The sequence below is a fragment of the Polymorphobacter fuscus genome (assembly GCF_011927825.1).
GTDB lineage: Bacteria > Pseudomonadota > Alphaproteobacteria > Sphingomonadales > Sphingomonadaceae > Sandarakinorhabdus > Sandarakinorhabdus fusca.
The window spans coordinates 955,030-969,296 of sequence record NZ_JAATJI010000001.1 but is presented as its reverse complement, the minus strand read 5'-3'; the positions used below and the strand labels follow the sequence as shown (position 1 = coordinate 969,296).

12 protein-coding genes and 1 tRNA gene are annotated in these 14,267 nt (G+C 67.0%); 8 read left to right on the top strand and 5 right to left on the bottom strand.

Annotated elements, in window-relative coordinates; all coding sequences use genetic code 11:
• Positions 1-61 precede the first annotated feature (61 nt).
• Genes GGQ62_RS04680 through GGQ62_RS04665 form a run of 4 tightly spaced genes read right to left on the bottom strand, consistent with a single transcriptional unit; the run spans position 62 to position 3,718 of the window.
• On the bottom strand, positions 62-583 hold the full coding sequence (locus tag GGQ62_RS04680; RefSeq protein ID WP_152576267.1) for a DUF1993 domain-containing protein: 522 nt from the start codon (positions 581-583) through the stop codon (positions 62-64).
• Between the two features lie 54 nt (positions 584-637).
• Positions 638-2,170, bottom strand: a complete 1,533-nt coding sequence (locus GGQ62_RS04675; protein ID WP_167649478.1) for a DHA2 family efflux MFS transporter permease subunit — start codon at positions 2,168-2,170, stop codon at positions 638-640.
• Positions 2,171-2,210: 40 nt separating this feature from the next.
• Positions 2,211-3,251, bottom strand: coding sequence for an HlyD family secretion protein (locus GGQ62_RS04670; protein ID WP_152576269.1), 1,041 nt, complete (start codon positions 3,249-3,251; stop codon positions 2,211-2,213).
• Positions 3,251-3,718: a MarR family winged helix-turn-helix transcriptional regulator gene (locus tag GGQ62_RS04665; RefSeq protein ID WP_152576270.1), complete on the bottom strand. Its 468-nt coding sequence runs from the start codon at positions 3,716-3,718 to the stop codon at positions 3,251-3,253. Before GGQ62_RS04665 ends, GGQ62_RS04670 begins: the two co-directional genes overlap by 1 nt.
• A 127-nt stretch (positions 3,719-3,845) precedes the next feature.
• On the opposite strand from GGQ62_RS04665, the gene prsK reads away from it, so the two are divergent.
• From prsK to GGQ62_RS04625, 8 genes are all read left to right on the top strand, one after another.
• Positions 3,846-5,948 carry an XrtA/PEP-CTERM system histidine kinase PrsK gene (prsK, locus tag GGQ62_RS04660; RefSeq protein ID WP_152576271.1) on the top strand — a complete coding sequence of 701 codons (2,103 nt, stop codon included), beginning with the start codon at positions 3,846-3,848 and terminating at the stop codon, positions 5,946-5,948.
• Entirely contained in the window at positions 5,948-7,300 is a 1,353-nt protein-coding gene (gene prsR / locus GGQ62_RS04655) for a PEP-CTERM-box response regulator transcription factor (protein WP_152576272.1), read from the top strand. The genes prsK and prsR overlap by 1 nt, the downstream gene beginning before the upstream one ends.
• Before the next feature lie 71 nt (positions 7,301-7,371).
• Positions 7,372-7,448 (top strand) — tRNA-Pro (locus GGQ62_RS04650).
• A 106-nt stretch (positions 7,449-7,554) separates the two neighbouring features.
• Complete coding sequence (locus tag GGQ62_RS04645) at positions 7,555-8,724, top strand: pyridoxal phosphate-dependent aminotransferase (protein WP_152576273.1); 1,170 nt, start codon at positions 7,555-7,557, stop codon at positions 8,722-8,724.
• Between the two features lie 113 nt (positions 8,725-8,837).
• Positions 8,838-11,024 (top strand): prolyl oligopeptidase family serine peptidase, encoded by a 2,187-nt coding sequence (locus GGQ62_RS04640; RefSeq protein ID WP_167649477.1) that lies wholly within the window; start codon positions 8,838-8,840, stop codon positions 11,022-11,024.
• Positions 11,021-11,503, top strand: a complete 483-nt coding sequence (locus GGQ62_RS04635; protein WP_167649476.1) for a DUF3830 family protein — start codon at positions 11,021-11,023, stop codon at positions 11,501-11,503. The genes GGQ62_RS04640 and GGQ62_RS04635 overlap by 4 nt, the downstream gene beginning before the upstream one ends.
• A gap of 24 nt (positions 11,504-11,527) precedes the next feature.
• On the top strand, positions 11,528-12,433 hold the full coding sequence (locus GGQ62_RS04630) for a bile acid:sodium symporter family protein (RefSeq protein ID WP_152576276.1): 906 nt from the start codon (positions 11,528-11,530) through the stop codon (positions 12,431-12,433).
• A gap of 59 nt (positions 12,434-12,492) precedes the next feature.
• Positions 12,493-13,785, top strand: coding sequence for an NAD(P)/FAD-dependent oxidoreductase (locus GGQ62_RS04625; protein WP_152576277.1), 1,293 nt, complete (start codon positions 12,493-12,495; stop codon positions 13,783-13,785).
• On the opposite strand, the gene GGQ62_RS04620 is transcribed toward GGQ62_RS04625, so the two are convergent.
• Positions 13,763-14,266, bottom strand: a complete 504-nt coding sequence (locus GGQ62_RS04620; protein ID WP_152576278.1) for a MarR family winged helix-turn-helix transcriptional regulator — start codon at positions 14,264-14,266, stop codon at positions 13,763-13,765. The genes GGQ62_RS04625 and GGQ62_RS04620 overlap by 23 nt on opposite strands.
• Between the last annotated feature and the right edge of the window lies 1 nt (position 14,267).

Sequence of the window (14,267 nt, the reverse complement as noted above, 5' to 3'; positions counted from 1 at the left end):
CAGCGCATAGGCGAGGTTTCCGGGGCGATCAAGTTCCCGTGTGGACGGGTTGCCGGCAGTGCTATCGCTTGATGCGCGGGACGCCCATGAAGTCGCGCTTGCCGATCTTGACGCCCTGCGCCCGCAGGATCGCATAGGCGGTCGTGGCGTGGAAATAGAAGTTGGGCTGCGAGAAGGACAGCAGGAAGTTGGCGCCGGTGAAGGGCATGCGGGTCTCGCCGAAGGTGAAGGCCGTCTCGCTGTCGGCGAGGCTGTCGAAGGTGTCGCGTTCGATCGCCTTGAGGCTGTCCATGGCGGTATGCAGGACGTCGTGGAGGCCGGCGAAATCGGTCGGCCACGCCGACCGGTCGGGGGAAAAGCTGCCGGCGCGCACGCCTTCGATGCCGCCGATCGAGTGGGCGGCGCAGGATTTCACCTGATAGCCGAAGGGCAGCATGTCGGGGGCCAGCCGGGCGTCGATCAGGTCGGCCTCCGAACGGCCGTGCGCCGTGGCGAACGCCGCGGCCTTGTCGAGCAGGCCATCGACCGCGCCGAGGATTTGCAGGTTCGAGGGGACGACGGCGTCGTAGAGGGAGAAGGACATGATCGGGCTCCTGTGGCTGGGCGCCTTATGCCGATCATTGCGGCTGCGGTCGACCTAATCCGCCAGATGCACCGCCGGACCTGCCATTTTTGGCCGGCGCAGCAGCAGCAGCAGCGGCATCATCGCGATGGTGATCCAGAACATCAGTGTGAAGACGTCGAGATAGGCGATCATCGCTGCCTGTTTGTTGACGGTGGCGTCGAGCATGGCGACGATGGCGTCGCTGCCCAGGGCCTTGCCGAGGCCGGCATCGGCCCAGGGCACACCAGCGGTGGTCAGGTGCGACCCGAGATCGGCGTGGCTGATCTGCGCTTGGCGTGCCAGCACGCCGACCGTCAGGCTGATGCCGATCGAGCCGCCGAGATTGCGCAGCAGCATGTAGAAGCCGGCGGCATCGGTGCGCAGGTCGGGCGGCAGGGTGGCGAAGGCCAGCGTGTTGAGCGGCACGAAGATGAGGCCGAGGCCGGCGCCCTGCAGGAACCCCGACACCATGAACGGTGTCGCATCCATCACCGGCGAAAACTGCATCATCAGCCACATCGACACCGCCGACATGACCAGCCCGCCGGCAATCAGCGCGCGGGCATCGACATGGCCGAGGATCTGGCCGGCGCCCATCATCGCCATCATCATGCCGATGCCGCGCGGCATCTGCAGCATGCCGGTGGCGATGACCGGATAGCCGAACAGATTCTGCAGCATCGTCGGCAGCAGCGCCGTGGTGCCGACGAGCAACAGCCCGACGAGCGTGATGAAGGCAAAGCCGGTCATGACGTTGCGATCCTTCAGCATGCGCCGGTCGATCAGGGCGTTGTTCGCCGTCATCACATGGACGCCGAAGGCCCAGAGCGCGGCGGCGGCAATGCCGGCTTCGATGCACACCTCCCAACTGGCGAACCAGTCGAGCTGCTGGCCGCGGTCGAGGCACAGCTGCAGCGCGCCGACGCCCACGGCGAGCAGGCCGAAGCCGAGCAGGTCGAAGCGCCGGGCGGCGCTTTCGACGCGCGGCAGCACCGCCGCCGCCCACAGGAAGGTGAGGATGCCGAAGGGCAGGTTGATGAAGAACACCCAGCGCCAGTCGAAGCTTTCGGTCAGCCAGCCGCCGATGACCGGACCCAGGATCGGCCCGACCATGATACCGACCCCCCACCAGGCCATCGCCTTGCCGTGCTTGGCCTGTGGCCAGACATCGAGGACATAGGATTGCCCGAGCGGCGCCAGAAAGGCGCCGGCGGCACCCTGGACCATGCGGAACAACACCATCTGTTCGAGCGACTGGGCAACGCCGCACGCCATCGAGGCGATGGTGAAGCCGGCAACCGAATAGAGGAACAACTGGCGCCGGCCGATCTTGGCGGCGAGCCAGCCGGTAACCGGCGTGGCGATGGCGGTGGCGACGATATAGCTCGTCAACACCCAGGAGATGGTGTCGCTGGCCGCGCCCAGCGACGGCTGCATGTGCGGCAGCGCCACATTGGCGATGGTCGAATCGAGCACCGTCATGAAGGTGCCGAGCATGACGACGAGGGTGATGACGAGGGGACTGGCCGGCGCGCGATCCGGGATGGCAGGAGCGGCCGTGGCCATTATTGCCCGCCCCCGCAGGCGGGACCGGAACGACCGGGCGTCACTTGGGGGTTTCCACCGTGACCTTGGCGGACAGGCCGGCGATCAGCGGCACCGCCGGGGCGCCGGGGGCATCATCGGGCAGGGCGATGCGAACCGGAACGCGCTGGACGACCTTGACCCAGTTGCCGGTGGCATTCTGCGCCGGCAGGACCGAAAATTCGCTGCCGGTGCCGGCGCCGATGCTCTCCACCCGGCCGGCGATCGGCTGGCCGGGATAGGCATCGAGCTTGACGGTGGCGCGTTGACCGACGCGCATGTGTTCGAGGTCGGTTTCCTTGAAATTGGCCTCGATCCAGCGCCGCCCGCTCAGCACCAGCGACATCGTCGGAATGCCCGACACCAGCACTTGGCCCGGCAGCACCTTGCTGGTCTGGCTGGCAATGCCGTCCGACGGCGCGCGCACTTCGGTGCGCGACAGTTCGAACGCCGCCTTGTCGCGCGCCGCCATGGCCGAAAGCACCAGCGGGTGGGTGCCGGTGCCGGCGCCATTGGCGGCCGCGCGGGCGCTGGCTTCGTCGGCGACCGCCGAGTTCAGCTCCGATACGGCCTTGGCCATTGCATATTCGGCCGACTGGACGCGGGCGCGGGTGGTAAAGCCATCCTTGAGCAGCGTCTGCTGGCGGTCCAGTTCCTGCCGCGCGAAGGTGACGGCATCGCGCTTGCCGGCCACATCGGCGGTCTTGCCGGTGGTGCCGGAACGCAGTTCGGCGGCCTGCAGCCGGGCGGCGGCAAGATTGGCCTCCGCCTGCGCCAGCGCGATTTCGAACGGCCGCGGATCGATGCGGATGAGCAGGTCGCCGCGGCGGATCTTCTGGCTTTCGCGGGCGCCGACGGCGATGACGCGGCCGGTGACATCGCTGCTGATCGATACCTTGTCCTGCTGGACATAGGCATTGTCGGTGGTGACCGACTGGCCGCCGGTCAGCCACAGCCACAGCCCGGCTGCCACCAGCACCAGTGGCAGTGCCAGCATCAGCAGTGGCCGGCGCCAGCGGTTGCGCACCGGTTCCAGCGTATCCGGATCGATGCGCGCGTTCATCACCGCGACCCCCCGGCCTGTGCCGCCGGCTGGTCGCCGGGCACCGGCGCGCGCGGCGACAGATTGGCACGAACGCGGCCCAGCAGATCGGCGAGCGCGGCGCGTTCCTGCGCGTCGAAGCCGCCCAGCATCTCGTCCATGACCTGGTCGGCAACCAGCCGCAGTTCGGCGAGAATGGGGTGGGCACGCTCGGTCAGATGCAGGCGCCAGGCGCGGCGATCGGCAGGGTCGGCGCGGCGTTCGACGAGCCCTGCATCGGCGAGCCTGTCGACCATGCGACCGACGGTGATGGTTTCGACATCGAGCGCTTCGGCGAGGCCGGCCTGGTTGATGCCTTCGGTGCGCGACAGCACGAACAGCACCTGCCATTGCGCCCGGCTGACACCCAGACAGCGCGCGCTGCGGTCGAAGCGGCGGCGCAGCAAACGGCCGGAATCGGTGATCAGAACGCCGAGACTGTCAGACATCCGTCGAATATAACAAGCCTGCTTATTATCAGCAAGGTCGGTGATTTTCTGGACGCTGGCCTGTGGTGGCGGCTGGGGCTAATGTGCGACTCATGATCGGTTCGGGGTCTCATTCGGATTACGCGCAATGGTGCTGACCGATGTCGGCCTGATCAGCCATGTCGTTGCCGCCTTCAGCTTCGCGTCGCTGGCGATCGCGGCGACGTTTCGCCAGCATCGCCGGATGGCGTATCTGCTGGCGGTGGCGGCGGCCCTGACAGCCGGCTGGGCCCTGGTGTTCGTGTTCGCCGTGCGCGGCGATGCCGTGGCCATGCGCGCGCTGACCCTTGCCGAAACCGTTCGCAGCACGACGTGGATCGCCTTTCTGCTCGTCGTGCTGCGCCCCAGCTGGCAGCTCGACCAGCGCGGCCGGCTGTCGTTCCTGATCGCCGGCGGGCTGGGGTTCGTCGTCGCGCTGCAGCTCGTGCTCGATGCGCTGGGCGTGGCGGACAGCGCCCAGCAAGGCCAGCAGACCGCCATCGGCCAGCTGTTCATCATTTCAAGGCTGACGGTCGCGATGTCGGGCCTGGTGATGGCGCACAATCTTTACCTGCAGAGCGCGGCGTCGGGGCGCAGCGGCGGCCGGATGCTGGCCATCGGGGTGGGCGGCATCCTCGTCTACGATCTCAATCTCTACACGCTCGCCTTCCTGCTGCCGCCGGTCTCCCCCGACCTGTTCAACATCCGCGGCGCCGCCAACAGCATCACCGTGCCGCTGCTGCTGTTGTCGGCGCGCGAGGCCTGGGTGGCGCGGGTGCAGGTATCGCGGCAGGTGGTGTTCCACACGCTCAGCTTCACGATGATCGGCTTCTACCTCATCGCCATGGCGGCGCTGGCCTATGGCCTGCGGCTGGCGGGCGGCAACTGGGGGCTGTTGCTGCAGGTCAGTTTCCTGTTCGCGACGATCATCCTGGGGTTCGTCGTGCTGTTCAGCCCGCGTTTCCGCGCGGCGCTGCGGGTGACCATCGCCAAGAACTTCTTTGCCTATAAATATGATTATCGGCAGGAATGGCCGCGCTTCATCGCCACCGTGTCGCAGACCGGCACCAGCGCCGGCACGTTGCAGGAGCGCGTCATCCAGGCCGTGTGCGCGGTGGTCGATTCGCCGGGCGGGGTGTTGCTGATCCCCGACGATGTGGCGCTGACGCCGGCGGCGGAATGGCATCTGAAGGCCGGCAATGTCGCCCCGGTGCCGCATGACAGCGGCATGGCGCGGTTCCTCGCGTCGCGGCAGCGGGTCATCGATTTCGACGAGATGCGCGCCGATTTCGGCGATTATGACGATGTCATCCTGCCCTATTGGGCGGTCGCCGACCGGCGCATCTGGCTCGGCGTGCCGCTGATCCACCTCGATTCGCTTGCCGGCTTTCTGGTGCTGGAGCGCAGCATGGTCGATCGCGCGCTCAACTGGGAGGATTTCGACCTGTTGCGGACCCTGGGTCGGCAGGCGGCCAGCTATATTGCCGAAAGCTCGACGCAGGTGGCGCTCGACGAGGCCGGCAAGTTCGAGGAGTTCAATCGCCGGTTCGCCTTCATCATCCACGATATCAAGAACCTCGTCAGCCAGTTGTCGCTGGTGGCGCGCAACGCCGAGCGCCATGCCGACAACCCGGCGTTTCGTGCCGATATGGTGGCGACCCTGCAAAGCTCGGTCGGCAAGATGAACGACCTGCTCGCCCGGCTGGCGCCGCGCGTCACGGCGCGCGGCGAGGCGGTGGCGGAGCGCGTGGCGCTGCTCGAGCTGCTTCGCCAGGTCGTCGCCATCAAGCGCCTTGCCCATAGGCCTTTGACGTTGCATGTGGGTGGTGACGAAACGATGGACGGCGAACTGACCATCTTCGGTGATTCGGGGCGGATCGAACAATTGTTGTTGCATCTGGTACAAAATGCCATCGACGCGTCGGACCCCGAGGCACCGATCACGCTGACCGCGCGGCGGGACGGCGGCAGTGCCGTCATCGATGTCGCCGATCGCGGCACCGGCATGTCGCAACGCTTCATCGCGCAGGAGCTGTTCAAGCCGTTTCGTTCGACCAAGCCGGGGGGCTTCGGCATCGGCGCCTATGAAGCGCGCGAGATCGCCCGGTCGCACGGCGGCCGGCTGGAAGTCGAAAGCCGCGAGGGGCAGGGCAGCAATTTTCGCATCGTGCTGCCGCTTGCCGACGCAGCACTTGCCGTGGCGGCGCAGTGATGGCGATGCAGAAGCTGCTGGTCGTCGAGGACGACGAAGGGCTGCAGCGCCAGTTGCGCTGGTCCTACGAACATTATGAGGTGATCATCGCCGGTGACCGCCAGGCGGCGATCGACGCGGTGCGCGCGCACAGCCCGGCGGTGGTGACGCTCGACCTGGGGCTGCCGCCCGATCCCGATGGTGTGACCGAAGGCTTTGCGACGCTCGATGCGATCCTGCGCATGGCGCCGGGAACCAAGGTCATTGTCGCGTCCGGCCATGGCGCTCGCGAAAGCGCTCGCCGTGCGATCGCCGAGGGCGCGTTCGACTTCTATGCCAAGCCGGTCGATATCGACGAGCTGGGGCTGATCGTGCGGCGGGCGTTCCATGTCGCCGACCTGGAGGCGGAAAACCGCCGTCTGGAAGAGACGCTGCAGGCGGGCAATGTCTTGGGCGGCATCATCACCGGCGCACCCGAAATGATGAAGGTGGCGCGGATGATCGAGCGCGTCGCCACGGCACAGGTATCTGTGATGCTGCTCGGCGCCAGCGGCACCGGCAAGGAACTGCTGGCGCATGGCCTTCACAAGGCCTCCCTGCGCGCGGCAAAGCCGTTCATCGCCATCAACTGTGCCGCCATCCCCGAGAATCTGCTCGAATCGGAGCTGTTCGGCTATGAGCGCGGCGCCTTCACCGGCGCCGTGAAGACCCAGGAAGGCAAGATCGAGCTCGCCGAGGGCGGCACGCTGTTCCTGGACGAAGTCGGCGACATTCCGCTGCCGCTGCAGGTCAAGCTGCTGCGCTTCCTGCAGGAACGGGTGATCGAGCGGATCGGCGGGCGCAAGCCCATCCCGGTCGATGTGCGGATCGTCTGCGCCACCCACCAGAATCTGGAGGCGATGATCGCAGCCGGGCGGTTCCGCGAGGATCTGTTCTACCGGCTGGCGGAAATCGTCGTGCGCATTCCGACGCTCGCCGAACGGCCGGGCGATGCGGTGCTGCTGGCGCATCATTTCCTTGCCAAATATTCGCGCGAGAACCAGCGCAGCTTCAAGGGCCTGACGCCCGACGCCGTTGCCGCGATCAGCGATCACGGCTGGCCGGGCAATGTCCGCGAGCTGGAAAATCGCATGAAGCGCGCCGTGATCATGGCCGAATCGTCGCGATTGACGGCGTCGGATCTCGACCTCGGCAAGAACGAGGACCTCGCCAGCCTGTCGTTGAAGGCGGCACGCGACGCCGCCGATCGCATGGCGATCCGGCGGGTGCTGGCGCGCACGCAGAACAACCTGTCGACCGCGGCCAAGATCCTGGGGGTCAGCCGGCCGACGCTTTACGACCTGATGCGGTCGCACAATCTGGAAACGAACTGACGTCGAAGTCATCGGGGCGGGCATCGCCGGCTTGCATCGCCGGCGGGACTGGCCTAAGCGCGCGGCTCGGTCGGAGCGTGGCGCAGCCTGGTAGCGCACTTGACTGGGGGTCAAGGGGTCGCAGGTTCGAATCCTGTCGCTCCGACCAGGACCGTTCACGGGGAGGTGCCAGGCCTCCCGCCATCCCAGCAATTGCGGTTTGCAGCGCGGACCCCGGGGGTGGAGACGCGCGGCGCGAACAATGGGGAACAGCGATGAAATGGCCGGCGCAGCGCCTTGTCACGGGGTCGAAGAAAAGCTTCGGCATGTATGAGGAGGCGCTTCGGCTCGATGCGCTGGGGGTCGACCTGATCCACCTCGAGTTCGGCCGGCCGCATGCCGACACACCGGCGCACATCAAGGAAGCGGCCAAGGCCGCACTCGATGCCGGGATCGTTCACTATGGCGATTTCCGCGGCACGTTGGCGCTGCGCGCGGCGCTGGCGGCCAAGCTGCGCGATTTCAACGGACTTGATTACGACGTTGATGAGGTGCTGGTCACCAACGGGCTGACGCATGCGTCGTTTGCCGCCTTCATGGCCGCGATCGACCCGGGCGACGAGGTCATCCTGCTCGAACCCTATTATCCGCAGCATGTCGGCAAGACCGAACTCGCCGGCGGGCGCGTGGTCACGGTGCCGCTCGATGCGGCGAACGGCTTTGCCATCAGCCGCGCCGCGATCGCGGCGGCGATCACGCCGCGGACGCGGATGATCGTGCTGATCAACCCGGCCAATCCGACCGGGCGAGTCTATACCCGCGCCGAGCTTCAGCATGTCGCCGATCTGGCGATCGCCCATGACCTGATCGTGCTGTCAGACGAAGTCTATGAGCATATCACCTACGACGACGCGCAGCATGTCAGCATCGCCAGCCTGCCCGGGATGCGCGCGCGCACGATCAGCTGCTTTGCCTTTACCAAGGCCTATTCGATGGATGGCTGGCGCATCGGCTATCTGGCCGCCGACCGGGCGCTGATGCCGGCGCTGATGCGGATCACCATGACCGACGTCACCCATGTCAACGTCTTCGTCCAGGAAGGGGCGCTCGCCGCCGTCAACGGGCCGCCGGCGCCGATGCACGCCATGGTCGCCGCCGATCGGCGCAAGCGTGACATCGTCGTGGCGGCGTTGAACACCCTGCCGGGGGTGACGTGCGCCACGCCGCAGGCCACCATCTATGCCTTTCCCGACATCAGCGGCACCGGGCGATCTTCGACCGAACTGGCGATGCGGATCCTCAATGAGGCGCATGTGGTGACCGAAGCCGGGTGCTTTTACGGGCCGGCCGGCGAGGGGCATCTGCGGGTGTGTTTCGGCTCGGTATCGGAGGACCGGCTGATCGAGGCGATGGACCGGCTGACGCGCTTTTTCGGCAAACTGTAGCGGCGGCGCCGATGCGCCTTGACCGCCATTCCATATTGTGACCAAAATCACACGTCTTTGGGTGGGACAAATCGTTCGGGCGGGGGCTTGCTGGAATGTCGTTGCTGCGCCGCATGGGCGCTTTTCTGATGGTGCTGGGGCTCGCCGTGCCGGGCGTCGCCGCCCAGCCGGCAAAGGCCCCGGTGGCCGGCACCACCCTGTCGATCGACGCGCTCTATCAGCCGCAAAGCATCATCGGAACGCCGCCGGAAGGCTATAGCTGGGCAGCGGACGGGTCGCGGGTGCTGTTCCTGTGGAACGATGAGGGGCGCCGCTTTCGCGACATCTGGGTACACGCGGTCGCCGGTGGCACGACATCGCGGCTGACGCGGGCAGCGGACAGTGCCGGCGACGCAGAAGCGATAGGCATTGCGGAGGTGGTCGATCTGGGCGGCGGCCGCCTCGCCTATGTGCTGGCCGGCGGCCTGTATCTGCGCGGCAGCGATGGCACGGTGACCCGCATCGAGCCCGGACTGCCGTCGGTGCGGCAACTGGCGCTATCGCCCGATGGCCGGACGCTGGCGTTCGTGTCCGACATGCCGGGCATCGACGGTGGAACGGCACGCGGCGGCGTCCTTCATGTGCGCGATGCGGGGGCGACCGCGGCGACGGCGGCGCGGCGCCTTGCCGGCGGCGATGACGCAAGGGTTTATGTCAAGGACTTCCAATGGGCGCATGATGGCCGCACCATCGCCTTCGACGAGGCCGACGATCGGCTGATGCCCGAACGCGATATCTTCTATTATGCCGACGGCAAATTGCAGAACAACCGCGTTGCCCGCGCCTTTCCGGGAGACGAGACGACGCGCGATCGCATCGGCACCGTCGACCTGGCATCGGGGGCGGTGCGGTTCCACGCGCCGGCCGACCCGCGCGACCTGGTCTGGAACTATGGGCTGTCGCGCGACGGCCGCCGGCTGTTCATCAACGCCTCCGACCTGGAAGCAAAGACCCATCGCATCACGGTTCACGACGTTGCCAGCGGCGAGCGCCAGCCCTTCTACAGCTGGCACGACCCGCTGCACGTGCGGCCCGACTGGCAGGTCGAATGGGCCCCCGGCGACGACGGACTGATCATCCTCACCGATCGTGACGGCTATTTTCAGTTGCACCACCAGAAGACGGCGAATTCGCGACCGCGGCGATTGACCGATGGCCGTTGGGAAGTGGCCTCGTTCACGGTCGATGCCGACCATGGCCAGATCTATTTCCTTTCCAATGCGGCGCATCTGGCCGAGCGGCAGATCTATCGCGTGCCGGCCGGCGGCGGCGCGGTGACGCGCGTCAGCCCGGCGACGCCTGGCACCCATGTCCCGGTGTACGCCCCGCAGTTCGGCCATGCCGCGAGCTTTTTCAGCAACGATTCGACCCCGCCGGAACTGGTGCTGGTGGATCTGGCCAGGGGCGGCCCCGCGGTGGCTGTGACCCGGTCGCCGCGCCCGGAATTCCAGGCCCAGCGCTGGGCCGATGTCCGCTACATGACCTTTCCCAGCCATGTCGACGGCACGCCGCTGGTGGCGCGGGTCAGCCTGCCGGCGAACTACGACCCGGCGAAACGCTATCCGTTAATTGTCGGGTCGGTCTATTCCGACGTCGTGCGCAACCAATGGGGCGGGCGGCGCGCCCATCCGACCTGGGGGCTGGACCAGTATCTGGTCGGGCAGGGCTATATCCTGCTCAACGTCAATGTGCGCGGCAGCTGGGGGCAGGGCCGGGTGCAGCGCGAGGGCCAGCACCACAGCTATGGCGAAACCGACATCAACGATCTTGAAAGCGGTGTCCGCCATCTGGTCGCCAAGGGCTATGTCGATCCGAAGCGGGTGGGGATCTGGGGGTCGAGCTATGGCGGGTTGATGACGCTGATGTCGTTGGCCAAGAAGCCGGGGGTCTATGCCGCGGGCATCGCCGGGGCACCGGCGTCCAATGTCTGGCACGCCTATCCGTCCGAAATGTGGATCATGGGGCCCCCGACCGGCGCCGACATGCCCGGGCGATACGCGGCGCAGTCACCGCTCTACCAGAGCCGTGCCATCGTCGATCCGTTGATGATCATTCACGGCACCCGCGATCCGGTGGTGCTCTATTCGGACACGGCCGCCTTTTCCCAGCGTCTGATCGCCGGCGAACAGCCGTTCGAACTGGTGACGCTGCCAGGCGGCAACCATGCCTGGGCGAGCGACAACCTCGCGCAGACGCGCTTTGCCTTCAAGAAGATGACTGCCTTCTTCGATTCGCACCTCAAGCCGGAGCCGAAGCCGTGACCCGCCATATCCGTTTCACCGAGCCACGGTCCGGACTGTCGGCGCAATGCCTGCTTCTGGATGCCGAGGCGCCGCAATCCTGCGATTTCCTGTGGGGGCTGGCGCGCCGGAGCGCGACGTTCGACGCCGTCCATGCGATCTGGACGGGGCCGGAGATTTCGGTCCCGATCCCGGCGTCGATCCTGTCGAACGATTTCGATGCTCCAGCGATCCCGGAGGAAAACGCTACCGCCTTTCCCGAAGCCGGGGAGATTGTTCTCGCCCATCTCGCGGCCGGCAGCATCAAGGGGCTGCCGCCGGGCGATTTCTACGACATCGGCTTGTTCTATGACCGCGGGGGGCGGCTGCTGATGCCGTTCGGCTGGATCAAGGCCAATGTCTGTGCGCGGATCGTTGCCGGCGACCTGGCGCGTGCGCAGGAAGATTTCCGAACGATCCGCCGCAACGGTGCCTGTCGCCTGACCATCGAAACCGCCTGAGCCGGCAACAACCAGGGCGACGCAATGGACTATGCGGAGATGATGGCGCTGATCGGTGACTGGCTGCTGCCGGGATCGCTGGTCTGTGTCATGGTGGCGATGGGGCTGTCGTTGACCGCGGCGGATTTCCGCACCGTCGTGCGCAACCGCCGGGCGCTGGTGTTCGGGGTTGCCAGCATGATGGTGGTGCCGCCGCTGATCGGGCTGGCGATGGCGGTGACGGTGGCGCCGACGCCGGCGCTGGCCGTGGGCTTCATCCTGCTGGCGACGACGCCGGGGGGGATGTTGTCCAACCTGTTCACCGACCTGGCCCGCGGCGACCTGGCGCTGTCGATGTCGCTGACGCTGGTGCTGAGCATGATCTATATCATCGTCGTGCCGTTTTACGCGCATTTCGCCATCCTGCACTTCATGGGGCTGGAGGCCGATGTGGTGGTCCCGCTCGGCGCCTTTGCGTGGGACATTTTTTCGATAACGGTGCTGCCGGTGGCGACGGGCTTTGTCGTTCGCGCGCTGCATCCGGACCTTGCTTCCCGGATTAAGGGGCCGATCAAGCTCGGCGCGACCGCAGTGCTGTTCACCGCCTTCGGCTTCATACTCGCCGATCAGATCGCCGTGTTGCGGGTCAACCTTGGCGCGCTGTTCTGGATCACCCTTGCCATCAACCTGATCACGCTTGCCGTCGTGCTGGCCAGTGTCCGGCTGATGCGCTTCGGGCGCCGGGAAGGCGTTGCGATCGGCATCGAGCATCTGATGCGGCAGGAGGGCACTGCGATCTTCATCGCCGTGTCGATCGTCGGCAACAACGAGATGTCGTTGCCGATGATCATGAACACCCCCGTGGCCTTGGTCGTCGTCGCCGGCTTCGTGGCAGCCGCGCGCCGGCTGGCGCCACATGACCGGGCGCCCGCCCGCGCATCGCTCGCCTGATCGCAGAACGAACGCTGCGGGGCCTTTCAGGAAACAGCTTGCATGATGATGTCGCGTTCATGACGGCGCCGCTGGGATCGCTTTGGCTTTGCGACGCGCCGCCGGGGCCGCACTGTCCGTCTCTGGCGGGGGACCATAGCACCGATGTGCTCGTCATCGGCGGCGGGGTCGCGGGCCTGTCGACGGCGCTCCACCTCGCCGAGGCGGGAGTCGATGTCGTCCTGGTCGAAGCGGGCCTGCCGGGAGGCGGCGCCACCGGGCAGAGCGGCGGCGTCATCGTGCCCGACTTCGTCCGCCACGGCCCGGCGGCCGTCGATGCCGCCGTCGGTGCGGCGGCCGGCGCGCGAATGGTGCGGCTGGTCGGGGAATCGGCGCAGTTCTGTTTCGACCTTGTTGCCCGCCATGGCATCGATTGCGATGCGCGGCAGGATGGCTTCTGGAGCCCGTCGCACACGCCGGCGCTGGTGGAGGCACAGCAGGCCATGGCCGCCGAGTGGCGGGCGCGGGGGTTCGATGTCGATTTCGTCGGCGCCGCCGAAACCGTTGCGGCGCTCGGGTCGGGTCATTATTGCGGGGCGCTGCGCTTTGCGCAGGGCGGGTCGCTCAACCCGCTGGCGTTTGCGCGCGGGCTTGCCGGCGCCGCGATCGGTGCCGGCGCCCGGCTCTTTTGCCAGACTCCGGTGTCGGCGCTTGCCCGCACCGAAATCGGCTGGCGCGCGACGACGCCGCAAGGGTCGGTCACGGCGCGCCGGCTGGTCCTCGCCGCCAACGGCGGCAACCCGGACCTGCACCCGGCGCTGCGCCGCACCATTTTGCCGCTGCGCGTCGTCGAATTCGCCACCGCACCGCTGACGGCGGCGCAGCGCCGCCAGGTGCTGCCGCAAGGTGGCAGCTTCACCGACAAGAACCCTTACGTCTTCACGGCGCGCTACGATGGCGCTGGGCGGCTCATCTCGGCCTTCGGGCGCACGCTGCTCGACGGCAGCGCCGCGGCCTGCCGCGCCGAGGCTCGCCGGCGGCTGGCGCAGGCGTTCGGCGGGCTGGACGCCGACATCAGCCATATCTGGAAAGGCACGGCGTGGATCAACACCTCGTTCCTGCCGCAGATCTATGCGCTGGAAGGCGGGGCGCTGGCGATCCAGGCGTGCAACGGGCGGGGGGTGTCGATCAACACCGCGATCGGCCGCGACGTCGCGCAGGCGCTGGCAGCGGGGGAACCGGATCGTCTGGCGCTGACGCCGCAGCAGCCCGTGCCGGTCAGGCTACACGCCGGGGCGACGATGCTGCCGCGGGTGGCGATGACGCTGGCGCGGCTGGCGGATCAGCGGGTCATTCGATCGGCAGCTTGCTGAGGTTCTGGCCGATCCTGGTCAGGATGCGCTGCAACTGGGTGATGTCGCGGGCGCTCAGCCCCTCCATGGCGCGCGCCATCTGGCGGCCGACGACCGGCGTCAGCGTGCGCAGCAACTGCTGTCCCGCCACGGTCAATGTCACTTCGGTGATCCGGCTGTCGTCGGGGTTGGCCTCGGTCGACACCAGCCCCTGTTCGGTCATGCGCTCGATCAGGCGACTCACGGTGGAGCGTTTGGTGAGGGCGGTATCGGCGATCGTCCCGATGCTGGCGGGCTGACGTTCGCGCAGCACGGTCATGATCCGGTAGATCGGCTTGGACACGCCGTGCTTGTGCAGCACCTTGTCCATATCGACATGATATCGGAAGTCGGCGTGCGCCATCAGATAGAAGGGCGAGCTTTCGAGACGAAAACTGCTGCTGGTCGGATCATAGACATTGTTGGGCTCGCCGGTCTTCTCGATCGCATCCTTACGAGTCATA

Bases quoted from the DNA above. Each gene is read 5' to 3' on its own strand.
- GGQ62_RS04680 (WP_152576267.1), bottom strand. From the start codon at position 583: ATGTCCTTCTCCCTCTACGACGCCGTCGTCCCCTCGAACCTGCAAATC.
- GGQ62_RS04675 (WP_167649478.1), bottom strand. From the start codon at position 2,170: ATGGCCACGGCCGCTCCTGCCATCCCGGATCGCGCGCCGGCCAGTCCC.
- GGQ62_RS04670 (WP_152576269.1), bottom strand. From the start codon at position 3,251: ATGAACGCGCGCATCGATCCGGATACGCTGGAACCGGTGCGCAACCGC.
- GGQ62_RS04665 (WP_152576270.1), bottom strand. From the start codon at position 3,718: ATGTCTGACAGTCTCGGCGTTCTGATCACCGATTCCGGCCGTTTGCTG.
- prsK (WP_152576271.1), top strand. From the start codon at position 3,846: ATGGTGCTGACCGATGTCGGCCTGATCAGCCATGTCGTTGCCGCCTTC.
- prsR (WP_152576272.1), top strand. From the start codon at position 5,948: ATGGCGATGCAGAAGCTGCTGGTCGTCGAGGACGACGAAGGGCTGCAG.
- GGQ62_RS04645 (WP_152576273.1), top strand. From the start codon at position 7,555: ATGAAATGGCCGGCGCAGCGCCTTGTCACGGGGTCGAAGAAAAGCTTC.
- GGQ62_RS04640 (WP_167649477.1), top strand. From the start codon at position 8,838: ATGGGCGCTTTTCTGATGGTGCTGGGGCTCGCCGTGCCGGGCGTCGCC.
- GGQ62_RS04630 (WP_152576276.1), top strand. From the start codon at position 11,528: ATGGACTATGCGGAGATGATGGCGCTGATCGGTGACTGGCTGCTGCCG.
- GGQ62_RS04625 (WP_152576277.1), top strand. From the start codon at position 12,493: ATGACGGCGCCGCTGGGATCGCTTTGGCTTTGCGACGCGCCGCCGGGG.
- GGQ62_RS04620 (WP_152576278.1), bottom strand. From the start codon at position 14,266: ATGACTCGTAAGGATGCGATCGAGAAGACCGGCGAGCCCAACAATGTC.